Source organism: Acidovorax benzenivorans, from assembly GCF_028680575.1.
GTDB classification, from domain to species: Bacteria; Pseudomonadota; Gammaproteobacteria; order Burkholderiales; family Burkholderiaceae_C; genus Acidovorax; species Acidovorax benzenivorans.
Genome location: NZ_JAPCKI010000004.1, coordinates 411,317 through 432,538 on the forward strand (window position 1 = coordinate 411,317; position 21,222 = coordinate 432,538).

Genomic DNA, 21,222 nt, shown 5'->3' on the forward strand with positions numbered 1-21,222 from the left:
GCCACAAGCGGCGGCAAAGAGCACGCCTGCGGCGCTGAAATGACCGCAGACGCGGTGGCCGAACCAGCCTGAGCGACCTATTGCGCTCGCCGCCGCTCAGCTCCCCGCCCCCTCCTTGGTGTGGTGTTGCGCACTAGCGAGGCAGAGCCCCCGACTGCTCCACCACCCCCACACGGCGGCGCAGCGCACTGGCTGCAGCGGTGTCCCCGGCAGCTTCTGCCCGTTGCACCTGCAGCAGCAACCACGCCATCAGTGGCCTGCGCCAACCTTGTGCCGATGCGGTATCGGTGGCTGTGGCGATGACTGTGGGGCTGGCGCGCCCCGTCTGCAACAGCACGCCCGCCGCCACCAAGCGCGAGAGTGGGTCGGTGATGCCTGCCAGGCTGGCTGCATCCCCTGACGTTGCCACTGCACGCTGCGCCGGGGGCAGCAGCGTCACCTGGGCGGTTTGGGCACGGCCCGCCAGATAGTCGGCGTAGGCCTGCTCGGGCGCGGCGGCGTCGGCACGCAACGCCTCAAAGCGCTCGCACGGTTCGGTGACCAGACTGGCCACCTGGGCGGCGCAGCGCATCAGCTCCAGGCGCGCCAGCAGATCAGGGCGACCCGTGCGGGCGACTTCGGCGCGGGCCCGGTCCCATTCGAGCTTCTCCACGCGCGCATTGCCTGACAGGTAGGCCTCGATGGCCTTCTGGGACGCGCCCTGGGCGTTCATCTGCCAGTCAGGCACCGAGGGATGGCTGGAGCATGCAGCCAACACGCAGGCACAGCCGATTGACAAGAGCCGCAACACAAACCGCGAGCGAAATGGAGCAGATGGGTTCATGGCAGCTTCAGCTCCGTATCACGTGCAAAGGGCCATTTGCGGTTGATCTCGTTGACCAGGCTTTCCACCTTGCGCAGGTTGCTTTCCACCTCGGCGCGCAGCGCACCCAGGTCCGTGGTGGCTTCGCGTGCATTGGCGCCGATGGCCTGGGCCTCCACCAGCACCGCGTCCACCTTCTTGAGGCTGGTGCGGGTATCGGCCAGCAAGCCATTGAGTTGGGCCACGGTAGCGCGGACTTCGGGCACCAACGCATCCTTGTTGCCCTCGCTGCCAAACACCTGTTTGTCAGCGCGAGCGGCCATGCCGTCCAGCCGCGCCAGCAGCGCGTTGGTGCGCTCCAGGGTGGCCACAATCTTCTTCGCGTCGGCTTCGTTACCCATCAACACGCCCAGCGCGCCGCCGGGGCCGTTGAGACGCTCGGTGAGGGCCTTGACGTTGGTCAGGGTGTTGCCCAGCGCGGCATCTGGCGATGTCAGGGCGTTCAGGTTGGTGAGCAGCTCGCGCGCCGTGGCCATGAGCTGCGGGATCTCCGCCGTCGCATCGCCGCGCAACACCGGCCGCACGGCACCATCAGGCAGCGCAGGGTCGGTGAGGATGCCAGAGTAGGCCCGGATGTTGGTGCCCCCCACCAGGCCGCGTACCAGCGTAAACACGCTGGACTCGCGCAGCCAGTGCGCGTCCTTGCGCGGCACATCCACCAGGATGCGGGCATTGCCCGATTCGGCCAGCTCAATGCGCCGCACGCGGCCGATGGGAAAGCCCGAGAACGTCATGTCCATGCCCACCACCACGCCTTCGGAGTCGTCGGCCGTCAGCACCAGCGTTTGCGTGGACTCAAACGCGCCCCGCGCATACAGCAGGTACAGGCCCGAGCCCACGATGAGGGCCAGCGTGAACAACAGCAGCGCGGCAGCCTTGAGTTCCAGATAGGCCACCGGGCGCAGGGTCTCGACCGGAGGCGCGTCGACCCCGGCGGGGGGCGCGGCGGGGCCATGCGATGGGGGAGGAGGATGGTCGTTCATGTCGTGGGTTTATGCGGGTGGGTTCGACCGGCGCGGGCCGTCAGTAGTAGTTGCCCATGAGCGAGGCCACCTCGATCAGCAGCAGCACCGCAAACATGCGGGCCAGGCCGCCCAGTTCCGAGTCGGGCTGGGTGCGTTCGCCGCTGTCATACAGCCCGGCAGCCATGGGGATCAGCGCCACGGCCAAGCTGAAGAATAAGGTCTTGAGCACAAACACCATGGTCACGCTGGGCGAAAACACCTGGCCGAACATGCGCGTGTAGCTCGGCAGCCCCGCCATGTTGAAGCCGTACACCCCCAGGTACGCCAGCACCAGCGCCACCACGCAACTGAGCGCAGCCAGCGTGACGCAGGCAAACACCCCGGCAATCACGCGGGGCAGCAGTTCGATGCGCACCGGGTCGGAGCCCTGGCGGCGCAGCGCCTCGAACCGGCCCGTAAGCCGCAGGTGCGCCAGTTGCGAGCCGTTGGGAATGGTGCAGCGCATGGCCACAAACAAGGCGGCTGTGAGCGGGATGAGCTCCAGCACCAGCACGCGGATCACCATCTCCAGCGCATAGCGCGACAGCCCGTAGCTCAGCGCCGTGACCACCACAATGCGCGTGAGCACCAGGCTGATGAGCGCCGCCAGCACCGTGAAGCCCAGCAGCACCGGCGCGGTGTCCAGATACAGGTGCCGGGCCAGCGCGCGGCGGGTGCCCTTGCCGTAGCTGGACGGCGACAACACCAGCACCAGCACCACCGCGCCCAGGTACAGGATGCGCCACCAGGCCACCGCCCAGCGCCGCGCCGTGTTCCACACACGTTCGGGCAGGGTGAGGCCGGGAAGGCGCGAGATCATGGGCGGATCATAGCGGGGGCATGCACCAGGGCAGCCCATGGCGAGTTTCTGGAGCTATTTGGGCCATTTTCGGGCGGTAGCGCTACAAACATATGCCCAAGCAGCTATCAATTAGATAGCAAATAATCGCGCACAGCCACATCGCACAACAACTGCTCACACATGCCGCTTGCCCAGGCTGGCAGTGGCGACCAAGCCTACGGGCTGCGCGTCGGCACGCGCATGCAGCGCTTCGATGATGTGGCAGGTGGCATCCGACCCGTCGCAGCGGCTGCGCAGCGCCTGCAGGTCGGCCTCCAGCGCTTGCAGCTCGGCCAGACGGGTACGCACGTGCAGCAAGTGCTCATCCAGCGTGTCGCAGGCGGCATGGCAGTCCGTCTTGTTGTCCCAGTCCAGAGCCAGCAGGGTTCTGACCTCGTCCAGCGACATGTCCATGGCGCGGCACAAGCGGATGAAGCGCAGCTGGTGCACATCGGCACTGTTGTACAAACGGTAGCTGTTTTCGCCGCGCACACCGGGCGGCAGCAGCCCTTCTTTCTCGTAATAGCGGATGTTGGCGGGCGACACCCCGGACTGCTGGGCGGCCTCGCCAATGCGGAACTGTGCGGCGTGGTGATCCATGGGCTTGACCTTCAAGTGACTTCAAGGTATCCAATGATGCCATCGCTTTCAAAAAACACCAGGAGAAATAACGATGTCTGCCCATTGCCACCACGACCACTGCGCCTCCGACAACGACGCCACCGCCACAGCCACCGCAGACCCACGCTACCGCCGCATTCTGTGGGCAGCGCTCATCGTCAACGCCGCCATGTTTGTGGTGGAACTTGGCGCAGGCACCCGGTCGGGCTCTGCATCGCTGCTGGCCGATGCCATCGATTTTCTGGGTGATGCCGCCAACTACGGCCTGTCGCTGTGGGTGCTGGCCATGGCCCTCACCTGGCGCGCACGCGCCGCCCTGGTCAAAGGGGCCAGCATGCTGGCGTTTGGTGTGTTCGTGATCGGGCGCGTGGCCTGGGGCGCGTGGCAAGGCATCCCGCCAGAGCCGATCACCATGGGCAGCGTGGGCCTGCTGGCGCTGGCGGCCAACCTGGGCGTGGCCGCCCTGCTCTATGCCTACCGGGAGGGCGACGCCAACATGCGCGGCGTGTGGCTGTGCACCCGCAACGATGCCCTGGGCAATCTGGCGGTGATGGGGGCAGCCCTCGGCGTGTTGGGCACAGGCACCGCCTGGCCCGATCTGGCGGTGGCCGCCATCATGGCGGGCCTGGCCATCAGCGGCGGCTGGAGCGTGATCCGCCATGCGCAGCAGGAGCTGGCCGGCACCGCAGCCGCGCCCACAGCGCACGGGCATTGAACGACGTGCATGCGCGTGCGCCTGCCCCGCCTTTGCATTGGCGGTCGCACACGGACATACTGCGTTACGCACAACAGTTGCCCGACCTGCGCGACGCCAGGGCCGGGTGAGTGCGCTGTGACGCTGCGAGCCCGTCTGCACCAAAAATATGACCAAAACTGGCAATAGCGCTTTATCCATAAGCGCAAGCAGCTATCAATTCAGGAGTATTTGCATACCAACGCGCTGCAGCAGGCCGTCGGCAACTTGACGCACAGCAAGCCGGGCATGGGGCCTGCGTGGTCCAATCTGCCGCTTGCGCGTGTCCGTTTGCCCAGGGGGCGCCGCGCACAGCCTTCACCTCCCTGCACTTTGCCCATGTCATCCCAGTCCCCTACCGCCCCCGCAGCGCCTGCCCCCCTGGCCGTGCCCCACAGCCTGACAGAAGACGCCGTGGCGATCTTTACCGGGGTGTTGCTGATCTCGGTGGGGGTGGCGTTTTTCACCAGCGCCGGGCTGCTCACGGGCGGCACGGCCGGGCTGGCGTTCTTGTTGCATTACGCCACGGGCATCGGCTTTGGCAAGATTTTCTTTGTGCTCAACCTGCCGTTTTACTGGCTTGCACTGCGCAAGCTGGGGCGGGCCTTCACCGTCAAGACCTTCATCGCTGTGCTGTTGCTGTCGCTGCTGACCGAGCTGCAGTCGCAGTTCCTACAGTTTGCACAACTGCAGCCGCTGTATGCGGCCATTGCGGGTGGGCTGATCACCGGCACTGGGTTTCTGGTGCTGTTCCGCCACCGCTGCAGCCTGGGCGGCGTGGGCATTGCCGCGCTGTACCTGCAAGACCGTTACGGCTGGCGTGCGGGCAAGGTGCAGATGGCCGTGGACTGCTGCATCGTGCTGCTGGCGCTGTGGACGGTGGATCCCCTGCGCGTGGCGTGGTCCATTGCTGGCGCCGTGGCGCTGAACCTGGTGCTGGCCATGAACCACCGGCCAGGCCGCTACATGGCGGTTTAGGGCGATGTAGTCCCAGCTACCACCTGCCAGCCCAGCCCACTGTGCAGGCGCTGCTCCAACGCCTCGATGGGCACTGGGCGGCTGAACAGGTAGCCCTGCCACAGCGTGCAGCCGTGGCGCTCCAGAAACGCGCGCTGCGCTTCGGTCTCTACCCCCTCGGCAATCACGTCGATGCCCAGGCTCTGCGCCATGCCGATGATGGTCTGCACGATGAGCGCGTCGGTGTGCTGAATGCCAATGTTGCGCACAAAGCTCTGGTCGATCTTGAGCTGGTCGAGCGGCAACCGTGTCAGATACGACAGCGATGACTGCCCAGTGCCAAAGTCGTCCATCGAAAAGCGCAGGCCCAGCGCGCGCAGCGCATTCATCTTGGCGATGGTGTCGTCCACGTTGTCCAGTGCCAGGCTCTCGGTCAGCTCCAGCTTCAGTCGGTCGGGTCGCGCGCCGGTCTGCCGCAACACGGCCACCACCTGCTCCATGAAGTCGGCCTGGCGGAACTGGCGCGCGCTCACGTTGACGGCCAGTTGCAGGTCCGCAGTAGCGGGGTGGTCCTGCCACCGGCGCAGTTGTGCGCAGGCGGTTTGCAACACCCACAAGCCGATGGGCAGGATCAACCCGGTCTCTTCGGCCAACGGGATGAACTCAAACGGAGGCACCATGCCGCGCGCCGGGTGCTTCCAGCGGATCAGCGCCTCGGCCCCCACCACGTGGGTGCCGCAACCCACCTGCACCTGGTAGTGCAACGTGAACTGGCCTTGGTCGAGTGCAGCACGCAGGTCGTTCTCCAGCGCGGCGCGGGCGGTGACGGCGGCCTGCATGCGGGGGTCAAAAAAGCGGATGCCGTTGCGCCCTGCCGTCTTGGCTGCATACATGGCCAGGTCGGCGTGTTTGACCACGTCTTCCACCGTCTGGCTTTGGCCGCTGAACAACACCGCACCCACGCTGGTGGTGCTGTGTACATGGTGCGATGCCAGCTGGTAGGGCTGGTTGAGCGCGGCCAGAATCTTCTCGCCCACCGTCTGCGCCTGTTCGGCAGCGTCGGTGGCCAGCGCACCCAGGTCTTCCAGCAGCACAAGAAACTCGTCGCCCCCCAGGCGCGCCACCGTGTCGCCTTCACGCACGCAGGCCGTCAGCCGCTGGGCCACCTGCTGCAGCAGCACGTCACCCATGTCGTGGCCCAAGGTGTCGTTCAGGGTCTTGAAGTGGTCCAGGTCCAGGCACAGCAGGGCCCCTTGCTGGCCTGCGCGCGCGCTGGTGGCAAAGGCTTGTTGCAGCCGGTCCATCATCAGGCGGCGGTTGGGCAGGTGGGTGAGCGGGTCGTAGAACGCCAGGTGCTCGATCTCGCGCGCTGCCGCCGCGCGCTGGGTGATGTCGCTGAGTGTGGCCACATAGTGCGTCAGCACCCCATGCTGGTCCGTCACTGCGGAGATGGCCATGAAGTGCAGGCTCACCTCGCCGCTCTTGCAGCGGTTCCACAGCTCGCCCTTCCACTCGCCCGTGCTGGCCAGGCTGGCCCACATGGCATCAAAAAACGCCTTGTCATGGTGGCCCGAGGCCAGCAGGCTGGTGCGGCGGCCCACCACCTCGCCGGCGCCATAGCCGGTGATGCGGCTGAACGCCCGGTTGGTGCGCAGGATGAGGGTGTCCGCGTCGGACACGATCATGCCCTCTTGCGATTCAAACGCAATGGCGGCGATACGCAGCTCGTTCTCGTCGCGCTTGCGGGCCGAGATGTCCTTGCCCACACCCCGGTAGCCACAAAACACCCCCTCGTCATCAAACACCGGCGTGCCGCTGATGGACACCCAATACGAGCGCCCCTGCAAGTCATGGCGCTCGAACTCGAAGTCGCGAAACTCCTGGTGGCGCTCCAGCAGCGCGCGGTGCTCCTCCCACAGCGCATCGCTCATGCCCGGCGCAGCCAGCTCCCAACGCGTCTTGCCCATGTGCAGCGCGGCCTCCTGCACCAGCCGGTCGTCGGCCCGGCCTTCCACATGGGTCAGGCGGAACTGCGCGTCCTGCTCCCAGTACCAGTCGGACGACAACGCGGTCAGGGTGCGAAAGCGCGCCTCGTTGTCCTCCAGCTTGCGGCGCACGCGGTAGGACTCGCTCACGTCGCTGAACACCAGCACCACCCCTACGATCTGCCCCTGGGGGTTGCGAATGGGCGCTGCACTGTCGGCGATCTGGTATTCGGCCCCATGTCTCGCCAGCAAGGTGGTGTGGTTGCTCAACGCCACCACCTGGCCCTTGTCCATCACCTGTTGCACCGGGTCCACCTGTGGCTCGCGGGTGCTGGTGTTGATGATGCGGAACACCTCTGGCAGAGGCTGGCCCAAGGCCTGTGCCAGCGGCCAGCCCGTCAGGCGCTCGGCCACCGCGTTCATGCGGGTGATGCGGCCCTGCGCGTCGGTGGCGATCACGCCATCGCCGATGGAGTGCAGCGTGATGGCCAGGTTTTCTTCGCTCTGGCGCAGTTCGGCCTCGGCGTTCTGTCGCGTCAGGGCCATGCGGTCAAACCGGCGGCCCAGCTCGGTCAGCTCCTGCAGGCCCGTGGCAGGCGCGCGCGACACATAGCGCCCCTCGGCCAGCTCGTCCGTGGCGTGCAGCAGGCGCCGCAGGGGCCGCATCACGCCGCGCCGCACACCCACCTGCGCCACGGCAAATGACAGCACCAGGCCCGCCAGCAAAAACGCCATCTCGGTCCACATGCGGCTGTTGGCGGCGGCGTACAGGTTGTCGAGCGGCACGGCCAGGCTCATGGTGGCCACCGGTTTGCCGCCCGACTCGATCAGGGGCTGGAACACCACCAGTTCGGGTGCGCCATCGGGGCGGTAGCGCTGGCGCTGCCCCTGGGGTGTTTGAAGCACCAGGGCGCGGAACTCGGCATCGGCAAACGGAGCCCCCAGTTCGCTGGCATCGGGCGGGTAGCGTGCCAGCACGCGGCCGTCGGGGTCGGACACCCGGGCCACCGCGCCTTCAGGCAGCCCCAGGTCGGTGAGGCGCAGGCTCCACCACTCCAGCGACACCACCGCCACGGCGGCCGCCACCACATCCTGCGTGCCAGGGGGAACCACCGGATAGGCAAAGTTGACGCTGGCCACCTGGGCGGCACGGTCAACCTGAAAGCTGCCCACAGCAAAGTCCCGCCCCGCAATCGCCTGCTGAAAATAAGGGCGGTTGGCCACGTTGACAGGAGCCTTGAGCGGACGCGCATTGCACAGCAGCTCGCCATCCGCACGCGGCACGCCAATGTTGACGTAGGTGGTGTTGAGCGACAGCACCTCGGCCAAGTAGCGCCCGCACTGGGGCGCTGCAGGGTCGTGCACTTGCGGCATGGCCGCGAGTTGCTGCAGAAACTGGCGGGTGTTCTGGATCAGGCGTTGCTGGGTGCCGGCCACCGACTGCAGGGTCTGCAGCGCGCGCTCTTCTGCCGCGGCAATCGCATCCATGCGGTGGGCCCGTGCCTGGTACACCACCAGCAGCACCGCTGGCAGCGTGGCCCACAGCACCAGCCAGCGGATCCGCGCGGACAAAGTGCTCCACATTCCAGCGACCCATGAGGGCATACCGACCTTTCTGTTCGAGAGAAAGAAAGAAGGCGTGTGCACACAACCACCACCAGCCACCCAGCCAGCGGCAGACATGTTTTGTCACATGTTACTGCCCATGCTCCCAAAAGGCATGCAAGATTTGCGCGGGTTTGCCCGCCGTGCGTGCCGGAATAAGGCACCAGAGAGCGCGCACGGGCGGAACCTTTTGTCCGCCCGCCGTATCATGTTGGGATGCGTCGCGGCTTTTTCTTCCTGCTGATGGTGGTGCTGGTCCTTCGGGGCCTGACGGGCACTGCCATGGCGGCGGGCATCGTGGCGCCGCTGCTGCCAGCAGGCCCCACGCAGCACACTGTGGCCCATGTGCCCCAGCCAGAGGGCATGGCCCACCAGGACCAGGACCACCAAGACGACCAGCCCGCAGCCCATGCGCAGGCTGGGGGCATGCCAGTCGGTACGGATCGCGGCCATGATGGCCACCATGGTGACCCTGCGGTTGAACCCGCCATCGACCACACCGGCATCTACTTTGCTGCCTGCCAGGACCAGAGCGAAGGCTGCGACACGCACGACCACCACAGCGCTAGCTGCTCGGCCTGCGAAATCTGCCATTCGGCCATGCTGGGTCTGCCCGCATCGCTGACCCCCTCCCCTCTGCCGACTGGGGCCCTGCTGCCCCTGGCCGCCGCGCAGTTTGACAGTGCCCCAGCAGCGCTGGCCATCAAACCACCCATCGCCTGATCCCCGACGCCCGAAGTGCGTCTGCCACGGCCTGAATGCCCCCGAGCAGTGGGGCCCTTTGGGCGGCAGCGCCATGTTTTTTCGTTCGTTGTCTGGAGATCGCCATGCGCGCCCCTGCCGTTTCTCTCTCCTTGCAGTCGCCCTGGCCGTTGTGGCCGATGCGACTGGCATGCCTTGCCCTGTTATCCCCCTTGCTGGCGCAAGCCCAGAGCCCATCCGCCCTCGACGCCGCCCGCGCCGATGCGCCCACCGCCCCCCTGACGTACACGGCCATGCCGCCGCAGCCCCCGCTGGTGGACGCCCCGCCCACACCCCAAGCCTGGCGCCAGGCGCATGAAGCCGTGGGCGCGTTCCCGCGCGGCCATGCAGACATCGTGGCGTGGGAGGCGCAGGGCGGCGTTGCCCCCTCCCCCGCGCCCACAGCCTCCACGGCGGCCCCAATGTCGCCTCACCGCCATGAAATGCACCACGGCATGTCCCATGGGATGCCCCACGGGGGCCATGGCAGTGCTCCGCCTCCCCACCACCCCATGCAGAAAGGCAAGCAATGACCAGCGCACACCGCCTCTCCCTGCTGGCCGCTGCCGCCCTGCTGGCGGGCTGCGCCAGCGTGTCGCCCGACGGCCTGCGCGGCGACGTGGCTGCACTCACGGCAGGCCGTACCGCCAGCGCGCCACAGGCGGCCCTGCCCGCCATGGACCCCAGCGCCCGCGCACAAGCCCAGCAGTCCATCGAAGGCTGGCTGGCACAGCCCTTGACACAAGACGCTGCCGTGCGCATTGCCCTGCTCAACAACCCCGGCCTGCAAGCCCGGCTGGCCGCACTGGGCGTGGCCGATGCCGAGCGTGTGCAGGCCATCACCCTGCCCAACCCGCATCTTGCGCTGGGACGGTTCACCAACAGCCACGAGCGCGAAATCGAACGCACGCTGGCCTTCAGCCTGATCGACCTCATCACCCTGCCCTGGCGCACCGAGCGGCAGGCCGAGCGCCTGCAGATCGCCACGCAGCAAGCCGCGCAGGACGTGGTGACGCTTGCCGCCGACACCCGCCGCGCCTGGCTGCGTGCCGTGGCCGCCGAGCAAGTGGCGGCCACGCATGACCGCATGGTCGAAGCCGCCGAGGCCGGGGCCGAGCTGGCGCGCCGCATGGTGCAGGTGGGCAACTGGAGCCGCCTGCAGCAAGCCCGTGAGCAGGCCGTGCTGCAAGAGACCACCCGCCAGCGCGCCCTTGCCCGCCTGGCCGCAGCCACTGAACGCGAGCAGCTCAACCGCCGCATGGGCGTGTGGGGGCTGCAAGCGCAATACCATTTGGCCAAGCAGCTGCCGCCCCTGCCCACCACAGCCTTGCCCGCCGACGGCATCGAAACCACGGCACTGCGCGAGCGGCTGGATGTGCAAGCCGCCCGCCGCCAGCTCGACACCCAGGCCGTGCGCCAGGGCTGGAGCCGTGCAGGCGCGGTGTTTGGCGACATCGGCCTGGCGTACAGCCGCAACACCACCACCGAGCGCGACACCGGCAGCAGCGACGTGAAGCGCGGCTGGGAGATCGAGCTGCCCCTGCCCTTGTTCGACTGGGGCGGCGCCGCCCGCACCCGCGCCCAGGCCGAGGTAGAACAAAGCGCCGCCCAGTTGCAAGACACCGCCGTGCGCGCCCGCAGCGAAGTGCGCAGCGCCTGGCTCACCTACCGCACCGCACTCGACCTGGCGCGCCAGCAGCAGGCCGAGGTGGTGCCCCTGCGCCAGCTCATCAGCGACGAAACCACCCTGCGCTACAACGGCATGCTGGCCAGCGTGTGGGACATGCTGGCCGAAGCGCGCAACAGCACCCAGGCCGTGGCCAACGCCATCGAAGCGCAACGCGACTTCTGGTTGGCCGAGACGGACCTGCAACTTGCGCTGACTGGCACATCGCCGGGCGCCCTGCAGGGCCTCACCCCCGGCGCCGCAGCCTCCACCACCCCACAAGGCCATTGACATGAACCGCCGCAATTTCTTCTCCGGCGCCGCCACGGCCGTGGCCGCAGCCTCCGTCAGCCGCGTGGCTCTGGCCGCGCTGCCCGAGCCCGCCATGCAGACCAGTGCCGACACCGCGCCGCCACTGCACCCGCCCACCGGCCGCCCCTACAACCCCGTGGTCACACTGAATGGCTGGACCGCCCCCTGGCGCATGAATGCAGGCGTCAAGGAATTCCACCTAGTGGCCGAGCCCGTGGTGCGCGAAGTGGCGCCCGGCTTCCTGGTCAACATGTGGGGCTACAACGGCCAGAGCCCCGGCCCCACCATCGAGGTGGTCGAGGGCGACCGCGTGCGCATCTTCGTCACCAACCGCCTACCCGAGCACACCACCATCCACTGGCACGGCCAGCGCCTGCCCAACGGCATGGACGGCGTGGGCGGCCTCACCCAGTCCGCCATCCAGCCCGGCAAGACCTTCGTGTACGAGTTTGTGGCGCGCCGCCCCGGCACCTTCATGTACCACCCACATGCGGACGAGATGGTGCAGATGGCCATGGGCATGATGGGCCTGTGGATCACCCACCCCAAGGGCAGCCATCCACAGATTGCCAAGGTGCAGCGCGACTACGCCTTCCTGCTCAACGCCTTTGACGTGGAGCCCGGCAGCATGACCCCCAAGGTCAACACCATGCTGGACCACAACATCTGGTGCTGGAACAGCCGCGTGTTCCCCGCCATCAGCCCGCTGGTGGCACGCCAGGGCGAGCGCGTGCGCATCCGCGTGGGCAACCTCACCATGACCAACCACCCCATCCACTTGCACGGCCACGAGTTTGAGGTGACCGGCACCGACGGCGGCCCCGTGCCCAAAAGCGCGCGTTGGCCCGAGGTGACCACCGACGTGGCCGTGGGCCAGATGCGGCAGGTGGAGTTCATCGCCGACGAGCCCGGCGACTGGGCGCTGCACTGCCACAAGAGCCACCACACCATGGGCGCCATGGGACACGACGTGCCCACCATGATCGGCGTTCAGCATGCGGGCCTGGTCGGCAAGATCCAGAAGATCGTGCCCGACTACATGGTGATGGGCGAACGTGGCATGGCCGACATGGGCGCCATGGAGATGCCGCTGCCCGACAACACCTTCCCGATGATGACCGGCACCGGGCCCTTTGGCCCGCTGGAGATGGGCGGCATGTTCACCACGCTCAAGGTGCGCGCCGACCAGCCCGCAGGCAGCTACGCCGATCCCGGCGACTTCAAACAGCCACCCGGCACCCGGGCCTTTGAATGGCAAGGTGCGCCCGCCACCACGCCACGCCCCGCACGCACCGACACCCCAGGCACAGCCCCCGGCGCAGCCACCGCCCGCAAGCCCGCTACCGGCGGCCACCAGCACTGAACGCAGAAATCCACAGCACCATGAAAACTATCAAATTTATAGCTGCTTGCGCTTTATGGATAAGCGCTAGCGCCTCTTTTGGCCATGAAAACTCCCATCACGCCACCTCATCCAGCCCCGTCGTCAAGGAGCAGAAGGACTGGGGCATCGCGGGCGATGCCAAGGCCGTGCGCCGCACCATCACCCTTCGCATGGGCGATGACATGCGCTTCAGCCCCAGCCATATCGAAGTGCGCGAGGGCGACACCGTGCGGCTGCGCGCCGCCAACAAGGGCAAGGTACTGCACGAGATCGTGATCGGCACCAAGACCGAGCTGGGCCAGCACGCCGAGATGATGAAAAAGCACCCCGGCATGGAACACGACGAGCCCTATATGGCGCATGTGGCCTCAGGCAAGACCGGCGACATCGTGTGGCACTTCAACCGCGCCGGGAGTTTTGACTTTGCCTGCCTGATCCCCGGTCACTACCAGGCAGGCATGACCGGCACCATCACCGTGCTGCCCCGCAACCCATAACGCCAGGAGAAACACCATGACCACCGTACGCCATCGCTCCACATCCGCCACAGCCAGCCCGGCCCGCCGCCAATGGCTCGCCACCACCCTTCCGTTGCTGGGGGCGGGGGTGGCCCTCGCGTTCCTGCCAGGTCTGTCCCGAGCGGCCACCAGCACACCCACGCCGCTGGAGGTCTGGAAAGACCCGAATTGCGGCTGCTGCCAGGACTGGGTGGACCACATGCAATCCCATGGTTTTGCCGTGACGGTGCGCGCAACCGGCAACAACGCCGTGCGCGCACGCCTGGGCCTGCCGCAAAAGCTGGGCTCGTGCCATACCGCCCTTGTCGGCGGCTACGTCGTCGAAGGCCACGTGCCTGCCAGCGACGTGCGCGCCCTGCTGCAACAAAAACCCAAGGCCCTGGGCCTGGCCGTGCCCGGTATGCCGGTAGGCTCCCCAGGCATGGACGGCACCGTGTACGGCGAGCGGCGCGACCCGTACGACGTGCTGTTGGTCGCCCACGACGGCAGCACGCGCATCTTCAAGAGCTACAACAAGAAGGCATCCACATGAAGTTCCTCTCCATCCCATTGGCCGCCAGCCTGCTCCTCCTGGGCGCAGGGCCCGCTATGGCGCAGGCCCCTGCTGCGGCAGCCTCCGACAGCCACAGCAGTCACCATGCGGCAGCGCCAGCCGCATCTGAGCAGCCAGCAGCAGAGCTGAGCGAGGGTGAAATCACCCGCTGGGACCCGCGCACCTTGCGCGTCACCTTGAAACATGGCGAGATCAAGAACCTGGAAATGCCGCCCATGACCATGGTGTTCCGCGTACAGGACGCGGGCGTGGTGGGCGACCTGAAGCCCGGCGACAAGGTGCGCTTTCGTGCAGAGAAAGCCAGCGGCACCTACCAAGTCACGCGGATCGAAAAGGCGCCCTGACCGCCCCACCGAAGGTTGAGCTCACACAGCCCCGCAAACCCGCCCGGGCACCATAATCACCGGCCATGAGTTCTCAACATGTTCTGGCTGGCGACGCTGGCAGCATCACCCGCGTGGCGGGTATCGAGGTGGGCCACTTCACCGACACCCGCCGCCCCACGGGCTGCACCGTCATCATCACCCGCGAGGGCGCCGTGGCCGGTGTGGATGTGCGGGGCGCAGCGCCCGGCACGCGCGAGACGGACCTGCTCCACCCCTCCAACCTGGTGGACAAGGTGCACGCCATCATGCTGGCCGGGGGCAGCGCCTGGGGGCTGGATGCCGCCACCGGCGCCGTGCGCTGGCTCGAAGAGCGCGACATCGGCTTTGACGTGGCCGTGGGCCGCCTGCCCATCGTGCCTGCCGCCGTGCTGTTTGACCTGCTGGTGGGCGACATGCGCATCCGCCCCGACGCTGCGGCGGGCTACGCCGCGTGCGATGCAGCATCCACCGCCGACCCGGCCGAAGGCAATGTGGGCGCGGGCACGGGGGCAGCGCTGGGCAAGATTTTTGGCATACAGCGCGCGATGAAGGGTGGCATCGGCACCGCCTCCGTCACAGTGGATGGCGTCACGGTGGGCGCACTCATTGCCTGCAATGCCCTGGGCGATGTGATCGACCCCGACACCGCCCAGGTAATTGCCGGTGCCCGCACCGACGACGGCCTGCGTTTGCGCGACACGCGCCGCGCCCTGCTGCGCGGCGACCCGCCCCAGCCCCTGCTGGCGGGCACCAATACCACCATCGGCGTGGTGGCGACCGATGCGGTCATCACCAAAGTGCAGGCCCACCGCCTGGCCGTGGCCGCGCACGATGGCCTGGCCCGCAGCATCAACCCCGTGCACACCATGTCGGACGGCGACACCCTCTTTAGCCTGGGCACAGGCCGCACCGGCAAAAGCCTGGGCATGATGGTGCTGGCCACCATGGCGGCCGAGGCCACGGCCATCGCCACGGCGCGGGCGGCGCGGGCGGCGCGGTCCATCACCACGGCCGAAGGGTTGTACCTGCCCTGCGCCGCAGACCTGCCCTGAACCCCACCCGCCCCGCCAGGGCGGGCCCCACGATCTCTCCCACCATCCCCATCCCAGCCCCTTCATGCCCCAGGCCTTTCGCAACACTTTTCTCACCCTGCGCGATCTGATTGTGTCCGCCGGTCCCCTTGCTTTTTTGGCGATCGGACTGCTGGTGCTGGCCTATTGGTGGCTCAACCCCAATCCACCCAAGACAGTCACCCTGGCCACCGGCCCCGCCCAAAGCGCCTACGAGGAGTTTGGCAAGCGCTACCAGAAGGCCCTGGCAGCCGACGGCATTGATGTGGTGCTGCTGCCCAGCGAGGGCTCGTCGCACAACCTGCAGCTGCTGCGCGACGGGCAGGCCGATGTGGCTTTTGTCCAGGGAGGCACGGCTGAGCTGCTGGCCGATGACCGGGACAACCTGGTATCGCTGGGCAGCCTGTTTGTAGAGCCGCTGTGGCTGTTCTACCGCACCGACGCAGCAGAGCGTATGCACAACGCACCCCGACTCGATGGCCTGCGGCAGTTGCGCGGCTGGCGGGTCAACGTAGGGTCGGAGGGCAGCGGCGTGCCCACACTGATGGAGCGGCTGCTGCAGGCCAACAAGGTGGAGCCCGGGACGGTCAAACTGTCGCGCCTGGAGCAGACGCCCGCGACGGTGGAGTTTTTGGCGGGCAAGCTCGACGCCCTGGTGTTTGCCTCTGCGCCCGAATCGCTGATGGTGCAGATGCTGCTGCAAACGCCCGGCGTGCAGTTGCTGGATTTTGCTCAGCACGAAGCCTATGCGCGGCGGTTTCCATTTCTCACCCCCGTGACGCTGCCGCGCGGTGTGGTGGACCTCGCAACCAACGTGCCTACCAGGGATGTGCGGCTGGTGGCAACCACCACGTCCCTGCTGGCGCGCGATGGCACGCACCCCGCCTTGCTCACGTTGTTTGCCCAGAACGCTCAAAAGCTGCACAGCGGCGCAGGCTGGTTCAACCGGGCACGCGAGTTCCCCAACACACGGGGCAGCGAACTGCCGATTGCCAAGGAAGGCGACCGTGCCATGAACGAGCCGGTGCCCATGCTGCAGCGCTACCTGCCGTTCTGGCTGGCCAACCTGATCGAACGCATGTGGCTGGTTCTGGGCATCTTGCTGGCGATCATGCTGCCGCTGTCGCGCATCGTCCCGCCGCTCTACCAGTTCCGGGTGCGGTCGCGGGTGTTCCGCTGGTATGGCCGCCTGCGCGAGATCGAAAGCGACCTGGAAGCGGGTAAAAGTGACCCCGCAACCCTGCTGCGCACCCTGGACAGCCTGGAAGCCCAGGCCGAAAAGGTGAGCGTGCCCCTGTCGTATGCCGATGAACTGTATGCCCTGCGCAACCACATCCACCTGGTGCGCAAAAAGCTGTTGCGAGCCTCTGAGGGCGGTAACGGAGCTGCGCACCCGAGCACCGCAGGCGGCGAGATGGCAGACACCGGGAGCGCCTCAGCAACTGCACGTTGACGGGCACTCCCACCGCACAAGGCCGCCCGCAGCCTCGGAGGGTCGCCAACGGTCTACGCCTCTTTGCGCTCAGCGATTTTTAGAGGACTTGGAACCCGAAGACGGGGCCAGGGGTGCTGACTTGGACAGCGACGCCATCCTGGAGCTTGAGCCCGAACGGCCATCGGACGATTTGCGCTCCGCTCCGCCCGTTTCTGCCGAGCCCGACGCGCGCGCCAGGGGCTTGGCGGGCTTGGGCGGCTGGGCGGGTACCACCCGCAGCAAGCCTTCGGCCGCCAGCTTGTCGCGCATCCGGCGGGTCATGGACTGGGTGCTGGCGTCAGGCGCAGTGAACAAGAACAGGGTGCCATGCGGGCTGGCCCAGGTGAGCTGGGTGCGCACCACCCGGCCGTTGGTTACCAGCTCCACCCACGCCCCAATGACAAAGTCGGCGTAGGGGTCTGGGGCATCCAGCGGGGCTTGGGCACTGTCCTGCGGTGCAGAGGGCGACGCCTCGGAGGGATCAGGCAGTTCTGTCGCGTCCGCCGCCACTTCGGGCTCTGCCGCTGGGGCGAGCGCTGGTTTTTCAAACGCCGCCTGGTGCAACGCCACCAGCCGCTGCAAGAACGCACTGGTCTGCACAGCAGGGTAATTGATGGTCTTGAGGCCCTTGCGCAGCTTGGCCAGCAAGCCAGGAATGGCCTCGTTGAGCCGATCAGTCTCCTGGCGTGTGAGGTCGGGCTGCGCAGTCCACAGCAGCACAGGAACCAACGCCAGAAAACCGCTTGGGTCATCGTCCTGGCTGTCATCGCTGCGCATCACCTGCGCCAGCGCTACCACGTCGGCCCAGGGGCCCGCCGCAAAATCCAGTACGTCCGCTGGCACCCGCTCCACATCGGGCAGCTTGCGGATGTCGGCGGCAATCTTTTCGGCCAGCAGCTCGCGCCGCTCGGCCTGCAATTTGGCTTTCTGCTCAGCCTCTTGCTGGGCCTTGATTTTCTGCTCCTGGGTGTCCCACGCAGACTGCAGCGCCTTGAGCACAGTGTCGAACGGCCCCGCGTCCTTGACCTCGTGGGCAGACAAGTGGCCCACCGCCTCGGTCACCAGTCGCATGAAACGGCTGAAGCCAGGCTCGGTCTCGACGGTGAATGCCAGGCTGCGCTGCGTGAGCTCGTCAAGCAGGCGGCGCGCAGGATGACTGCTGTCGGTAAAAAACCGGCCATCGTGGTGCACCAGCTGCTTGATCGCAGGCTCCAGGCTCTTGACGGCCTGCTGCACCGGGGGCAGCAAGCGGGTGTCCTGGGCGATGTTGGCCATCATGCGTCCCACCACTTCCACCGCCATGGCGGTGGACTGGGTAGCGGCCTCCATGGGCATGGCCGCATAGACCACCGGTGCCACGCCAGGCCCACGCCAACCCGCCATAGGCACAGACACAGGCAACGAACCCGACTGACTGACCGTGCCTCCGCTGGCCAGCCGCCCCACCAGACGCTCCAGCTGGGCCATGTCTTCAATGGCTTCGGCCGTCGCACCCGAAGGATAGTAGCCCCCTGCCAGCGACGACTGAGCACTGGCAGAGCCCGCGCGGGGATCCACCCAGCCCGGCTGACCCACGCCGCCGGGCATGACCACCGCCTGCGCTGGCACAGCGCCATAAACAGGAGGGGCAAACGGATCGCCGCCCGCCAGCATCTGGCGCAGGATACCCACCGTGAGCAACGCCTCTTCGGCGGCATCCACCGGCACCATGGCGCCCTGCTGGGAGTCGCCGCTCCAGCCGGTGCCAGGGCCCATGCCACGCCCATAGCCCGTGTTGCCATAGTCGCCCATGGGCGCGTTCATCGACGGGCCATAGCCCGAATAACCGCCGCCATACCCCGTGCCCGGGCCGCCATAGCCGGACCCACCGTAACCGGTGCCCGGGCCTGCGCCGCGACCGCCACCCGAAGGCGTGCCCAGCACGGCATAGCCCACAGGCTGCACACCGTGCTCGCGCAGGCTCTGGGCGGTTTTTTTGTATTCTTCGGCCAGCAGCTTGCCTAGCAAGTCGCGCATGTGCTGCATCCACAGCTGTCGGACTTCGGCCGATACGCCGGTTTCGCCCACCACCTGCTGCAACGCACGGATGTAGCTCTCGGGCCGCAACGGGTTGCGCTCAGGTTGCACGCTGCGCAAACCCTGCGCAGCGCTCACCAGGGTGTTGAGTTCGGCCAGCACAGCGTCGGTGGCATGCAGCGCAGACTGCTGCGCCTTGGACAGCTCCACCTGCGCCTGCATTTCGCTTTCATCCATGAGCGAAAGCTCGCCAAAGTCCATGCCGGTGTCGTCGGCCGAGTTGCGCCCCTTGGCCAAGGCGGGGCCTTCAGCAAAGATCTCCAGCAGGGCCATGGGGTAGCCCTTGACCAGCGCTGCCTCGTGCTCATTGAGCAGGCGCAGCGCATCGCTGAGCAAATTGCGCTGCTGGATGTTGCGGCTAGCCGACTCCTCGCTGGTCAAGGCCCCTTGGGTAACCTTGACGAGCTGCCCCATCAGGGCCTCGCCCCCGCGAACGGCGTTGACAACGCAGGCGCGGAAAACGACTCTCAGACGCGATGCGGGCAAGGACATGGTGGGGAAAGAGGAATCGGGCAAGAGGTTTCCAGATGCAATCCTACTTGACCTCGGCCCTTATTTGAGGGCCTTGAAACGCATCCGCTTGGGCTTTGCACCTTCTTCACCCAGGCGCTTCTTCTTGTCGGCCTCGTACTCCTGGTAATTGCCGTCAAAAAACGTCCACTGGCTGTCACCTTCGGCGGCCAGGATGTGCGTGGCGATCCGGTCCAGGAACCAGCGATCGTGGCTGATTACCAACATGGTGCCGGCAAATTCCAGCAGCGCGTCTTCCAGAGCCCGCAAGGTTTCCACGTCCAGATCGTTGGACGGCTCGTCAAGCATCAGCACGTTGCCGCCCGCAATCAGGGTCTTGGCCAGGTGCAAACGACCGCGTTCCCCCCCGGAGAGCATGCCAACCTTCTTTTGCTGGTCACCGCCGTTGAAGTTGAAGCGACCGCAGTAGGCCCGGCTTGCCATCTGGAATTTGCCCACATTCAGGATGTCGAGCCCGCCCGATACGTCTTCCCAGACGGTCTTGTCATTCGACAAGTCATCGCGGTGCTGGTCCACAAAGGCCATCTTGACGGTGGAGCCGATAACGACCTCCCCCGCGTCCGGCTTTTCCTTGCCCGCAATCAGCTTGAACAGCGTGGACTTACCGGCGCCGTTGGGCCCGATGATGCCGACGATGGCGCCTGCAGGAATGTTGAAGCTCAGGTTGTCGATCAGCACGCGGTCGCCAAACGACTTGGTGACGTTCTTGAACTCGATCACCTGGCTGCCCAAACGGTCCGCCACCGGGATGAAGATTTCGTTCGTTTCGTTGCGCTTCTGGTATTCGTAATCGCTCAGTTCCTCAAAGCGGGCCAGACGGGCCTTGCTCTTGGCCTGGCGGGCCTTGGGGTTCTGCCGCGACCATTCCAGTTCCTTTTTCAGGGCCTTGGCGCGGGCTTCTTCACCCTTTTGCTCGGCTTCCAGACGTGCGCCCTTTTGGGTCAACCAGTCGGAGTAATTGCCCTTGTACGGGATGCCGGACCCACGGTCCAGTTCCAGAATCCATTCGGCCGCGTTGTCCAGGAAGTAGCGATCGTGGGTGATGGCCACCACGGTGCCGGAGTAGCGCTGCAGGAACTGCTCCAGCCAGTCCACAGATTCGGCGTCCAAGTGGTTGGTAGGCTCGTCGAGCAGCAGCATGTCGGGCTTGGACAGCAGCAGGCGGCACAGCGCCACGCGGCGCTTTTCACCGCCGGAGAGCACGCCGATGTTGGCATCCCACGGGGGCAGGCGTAGCGCGTCGGCGGCGATTTCAAGCTGATGCTCGGAGTCGGTGCCAGCCGTAGCGATGATGGCTTCCAGTTCGGCCTGCTCGGCTGCCAGAGCGTCAAAGTCGGCATCTTCAGCACCGTAGGCGGTGTAGACCTCTTCGAGGCGCGCCTTGGCGGCGAACACCTTGCCCATGCCAGCTTCCACGCTTTCGCGCACGGTCTGGGTAGGGTCCAACTGGGGTTCCTGGGGCAGATAGCCGATGTTCAGACCCGCCATGGGAATGGCTTCGCCTTCGATTTCCTTGTCAATGCCCGCCATGATCTTCAGGAGCGTGGACTTGCCCGAACCGTTAGTCCCCAGTACGCCAATCTTGGCGCCCGGGAAGAAACTCAGGGAGATGTCTTTCAAGATCTGCCGCTTGGGCGGCACGATCTTGCCGACGCGATTCATGGAAAAAACGTATTGGGCCATTGAGTGTCAAACCTGCAAAAATGAGCAGAAATTCTGCGTGCAAACCGAGATTATCGGGCCATGCGACAATACCCCCCGTTGTGGGCTCCAGTTGCCCGCCACATCAGCACACTGCTGGGGACGAAGGAAGCATCAACTTCCGGGCTCCCAATCCTGAACCTCATCAGCCTGAGACTGGCTCAGCAACCTCCCGGTTGCACGACAGGCGGATACCCAGCGCCCCGGACGGGCGCATCCAACG

At 66.5% G+C, this 21,222-nt stretch carries 18 protein-coding genes; 11 read left to right on the forward strand and 7 right to left on the reverse strand.

The genetic code is table 11. The annotated features are described in order from the left end of the window. Window positions 1-133 precede the first annotated feature (133 nt). The 4 genes from OIN59_RS10045 to OIN59_RS10060 all read right to left on the reverse strand — a co-directional run bounded on the left by OIN59_RS10045 (window position 134) and on the right by OIN59_RS10060 (window position 3,307). Window positions 134-823 carry a hypothetical protein gene (locus OIN59_RS10045; protein WP_274109768.1) on the reverse strand — a complete coding sequence of 230 codons (690 nt, stop codon included), beginning with the start codon at window positions 821-823 and terminating at the stop codon, window positions 134-136. Continuing rightward, window positions 820-1,845 carry an MlaD family protein gene (locus OIN59_RS10050; protein WP_274109770.1) on the reverse strand — a complete coding sequence of 342 codons (1,026 nt, stop codon included), beginning with the start codon at window positions 1,843-1,845 and terminating at the stop codon, window positions 820-822. Before OIN59_RS10050 ends, OIN59_RS10045 begins: the two co-directional genes overlap by 4 nt. A 40-nt stretch (window positions 1,846-1,885) precedes the next feature. Further along, window positions 1,886-2,686 (reverse strand): MlaE family ABC transporter permease, encoded by an 801-nt coding sequence (locus OIN59_RS10055; protein WP_274109772.1) that lies wholly within the window; start codon window positions 2,684-2,686, stop codon window positions 1,886-1,888. 156 nt (window positions 2,687-2,842) lie between these two features. Then, the gene (locus tag OIN59_RS10060) at window positions 2,843-3,307 is read right to left on the reverse strand and encodes a Cd(II)/Pb(II)-responsive transcriptional regulator (protein WP_274109774.1); all 465 of its coding nucleotides are present in this window, start codon (window positions 3,305-3,307) and stop codon (window positions 2,843-2,845) included. 73 nt (window positions 3,308-3,380) lie between these two features. Between OIN59_RS10060 and OIN59_RS10065 the strand changes: the two genes are divergently transcribed. Further along, window positions 3,381-4,043, forward strand: coding sequence for a cation transporter (locus OIN59_RS10065; RefSeq protein ID WP_274109777.1), 663 nt, complete (start codon window positions 3,381-3,383; stop codon window positions 4,041-4,043). Window positions 4,044-4,400: 357 nt separating this feature from the next. After that, window positions 4,401-5,039, forward strand: coding sequence for a YitT family protein (locus tag OIN59_RS10070; RefSeq protein ID WP_274109779.1), 639 nt, complete (start codon window positions 4,401-4,403; stop codon window positions 5,037-5,039). On the opposite strand, the gene OIN59_RS10075 is transcribed toward OIN59_RS10070, so the two are convergent. Continuing rightward, window positions 5,036-8,587 carry an EAL domain-containing protein gene (locus OIN59_RS10075; protein ID WP_456057488.1) on the reverse strand — a complete coding sequence of 1,184 codons (3,552 nt, stop codon included), beginning with the start codon at window positions 8,585-8,587 and terminating at the stop codon, window positions 5,036-5,038. The two genes, OIN59_RS10070 and OIN59_RS10075, sit on opposite strands and share 4 nt — an antisense overlap. 237 nt (window positions 8,588-8,824) lie before the next feature. On the opposite strand from OIN59_RS10075, the gene OIN59_RS10080 reads away from it, so the two are divergent. From OIN59_RS10080 to OIN59_RS10120, 9 genes are all read left to right on the forward strand, one after another. Then, a complete protein-coding gene (locus OIN59_RS10080) occupies window positions 8,825-9,331 on the forward strand; it encodes a hypothetical protein (RefSeq protein ID WP_274109783.1) in 507 nt (168 codons plus the stop codon). Between the two features lie 104 nt (window positions 9,332-9,435). Next, the gene (locus tag OIN59_RS10085) at window positions 9,436-9,882 is read left to right on the forward strand and encodes a hypothetical protein (protein ID WP_274109785.1); all 447 of its coding nucleotides are present in this window, start codon (window positions 9,436-9,438) and stop codon (window positions 9,880-9,882) included. Continuing rightward, window positions 9,879-11,306, forward strand: a complete 1,428-nt coding sequence (locus OIN59_RS10090) for a TolC family protein (RefSeq protein ID WP_274109787.1) — start codon at window positions 9,879-9,881, stop codon at window positions 11,304-11,306. Before OIN59_RS10085 ends, OIN59_RS10090 begins: the two co-directional genes overlap by 4 nt. A 1-nt stretch (window position 11,307) precedes the next feature. Next, window positions 11,308-12,690 (forward strand): multicopper oxidase family protein, encoded by a 1,383-nt coding sequence (locus OIN59_RS10095; protein ID WP_274109790.1) that lies wholly within the window; start codon window positions 11,308-11,310, stop codon window positions 12,688-12,690. Between the two features lie 20 nt (window positions 12,691-12,710). Next, on the forward strand, window positions 12,711-13,208 hold the full coding sequence (locus OIN59_RS10100; protein ID WP_274109792.1) for a cupredoxin domain-containing protein: 498 nt from the start codon (window positions 12,711-12,713) through the stop codon (window positions 13,206-13,208). 16 nt (window positions 13,209-13,224) lie between these two features. After that, the gene (locus tag OIN59_RS10105; protein WP_274109794.1) at window positions 13,225-13,761 is read left to right on the forward strand and encodes a DUF411 domain-containing protein; all 537 of its coding nucleotides are present in this window, start codon (window positions 13,225-13,227) and stop codon (window positions 13,759-13,761) included. After that, window positions 13,758-14,126, forward strand: a complete 369-nt coding sequence (locus OIN59_RS10110) for a copper-binding protein (protein ID WP_274109796.1) — start codon at window positions 13,758-13,760, stop codon at window positions 14,124-14,126. Before OIN59_RS10105 ends, OIN59_RS10110 begins: the two co-directional genes overlap by 4 nt. Window positions 14,127-14,191: 65 nt before the next feature. After that, the gene (locus OIN59_RS10115; RefSeq protein ID WP_274109798.1) at window positions 14,192-15,199 is read left to right on the forward strand and encodes a P1 family peptidase; all 1,008 of its coding nucleotides are present in this window, start codon (window positions 14,192-14,194) and stop codon (window positions 15,197-15,199) included. Between the two features lie 64 nt (window positions 15,200-15,263). Beyond that, window positions 15,264-16,670, forward strand: a complete 1,407-nt coding sequence (locus OIN59_RS10120; protein WP_274109800.1) for a TAXI family TRAP transporter solute-binding subunit — start codon at window positions 15,264-15,266, stop codon at window positions 16,668-16,670. 69 nt (window positions 16,671-16,739) lie between these two features. Here OIN59_RS10120 and OIN59_RS10125 read toward each other — a convergent pair whose 3' ends face one another. Continuing rightward, complete coding sequence (locus OIN59_RS10125) at window positions 16,740-19,259, reverse strand: DUF1631 family protein (protein ID WP_274109909.1); 2,520 nt, start codon at window positions 19,257-19,259, stop codon at window positions 16,740-16,742. A gap of 60 nt (window positions 19,260-19,319) precedes the next feature. Then, the gene (gene ettA / locus OIN59_RS10130) at window positions 19,320-20,981 is read right to left on the reverse strand and encodes an energy-dependent translational throttle protein EttA (protein ID WP_274109802.1); all 1,662 of its coding nucleotides are present in this window, start codon (window positions 20,979-20,981) and stop codon (window positions 19,320-19,322) included. Window positions 20,982-21,222 lie beyond the last annotated feature (241 nt).

Excerpts from the sequence above, each read along its gene's own strand:
- OIN59_RS10090 (WP_274109787.1), top strand. The coding sequence starts at position 9,879 with ATGACCAGCGCACACCGCCTCTCCCTGCTGGCCGCTGCCGCCCTGCTG.
- OIN59_RS10125 (WP_274109909.1), bottom strand. The coding sequence starts at position 19,259 with ATGTCCTTGCCCGCATCGCGTCTGAGAGTCGTTTTCCGCGCCTGCGTT.
- OIN59_RS10085 (WP_274109785.1), top strand. The coding sequence starts at position 9,436 with ATGCGCGCCCCTGCCGTTTCTCTCTCCTTGCAGTCGCCCTGGCCGTTG.
- OIN59_RS10115 (WP_274109798.1), top strand. The coding sequence starts at position 14,192 with ATGAGTTCTCAACATGTTCTGGCTGGCGACGCTGGCAGCATCACCCGC.
- OIN59_RS10075 (WP_456057488.1), bottom strand. The coding sequence starts at position 8,587 with ATGTGGAGCACTTTGTCCGCGCGGATCCGCTGGCTGGTGCTGTGGGCC.
- OIN59_RS10065 (WP_274109777.1), top strand. The coding sequence starts at position 3,381 with ATGTCTGCCCATTGCCACCACGACCACTGCGCCTCCGACAACGACGCC.
- OIN59_RS10120 (WP_274109800.1), top strand. The coding sequence starts at position 15,264 with ATGCCCCAGGCCTTTCGCAACACTTTTCTCACCCTGCGCGATCTGATT.
- OIN59_RS10110 (WP_274109796.1), top strand. The coding sequence starts at position 13,758 with ATGAAGTTCCTCTCCATCCCATTGGCCGCCAGCCTGCTCCTCCTGGGC.
- OIN59_RS10070 (WP_274109779.1), top strand. The coding sequence starts at position 4,401 with ATGTCATCCCAGTCCCCTACCGCCCCCGCAGCGCCTGCCCCCCTGGCC.
- OIN59_RS10080 (WP_274109783.1), top strand. The coding sequence starts at position 8,825 with ATGCGTCGCGGCTTTTTCTTCCTGCTGATGGTGGTGCTGGTCCTTCGG.
- OIN59_RS10105 (WP_274109794.1), top strand. The coding sequence starts at position 13,225 with ATGACCACCGTACGCCATCGCTCCACATCCGCCACAGCCAGCCCGGCC.
- OIN59_RS10095 (WP_274109790.1), top strand. The coding sequence starts at position 11,308 with ATGAACCGCCGCAATTTCTTCTCCGGCGCCGCCACGGCCGTGGCCGCA.
- OIN59_RS10045 (WP_274109768.1), bottom strand. The coding sequence starts at position 823 with ATGAACCCATCTGCTCCATTTCGCTCGCGGTTTGTGTTGCGGCTCTTG.
- OIN59_RS10055 (WP_274109772.1), bottom strand. The coding sequence starts at position 2,686 with ATGATCTCGCGCCTTCCCGGCCTCACCCTGCCCGAACGTGTGTGGAAC.
- OIN59_RS10050 (WP_274109770.1), bottom strand. The coding sequence starts at position 1,845 with ATGAACGACCATCCTCCTCCCCCATCGCATGGCCCCGCCGCGCCCCCC.
- OIN59_RS10100 (WP_274109792.1), top strand. The coding sequence starts at position 12,711 with ATGAAAACTATCAAATTTATAGCTGCTTGCGCTTTATGGATAAGCGCT.
- ettA (WP_274109802.1), bottom strand. The coding sequence starts at position 20,981 with ATGGCCCAATACGTTTTTTCCATGAATCGCGTCGGCAAGATCGTGCCG.
- OIN59_RS10060 (WP_274109774.1), bottom strand. The coding sequence starts at position 3,307 with ATGGATCACCACGCCGCACAGTTCCGCATTGGCGAGGCCGCCCAGCAG.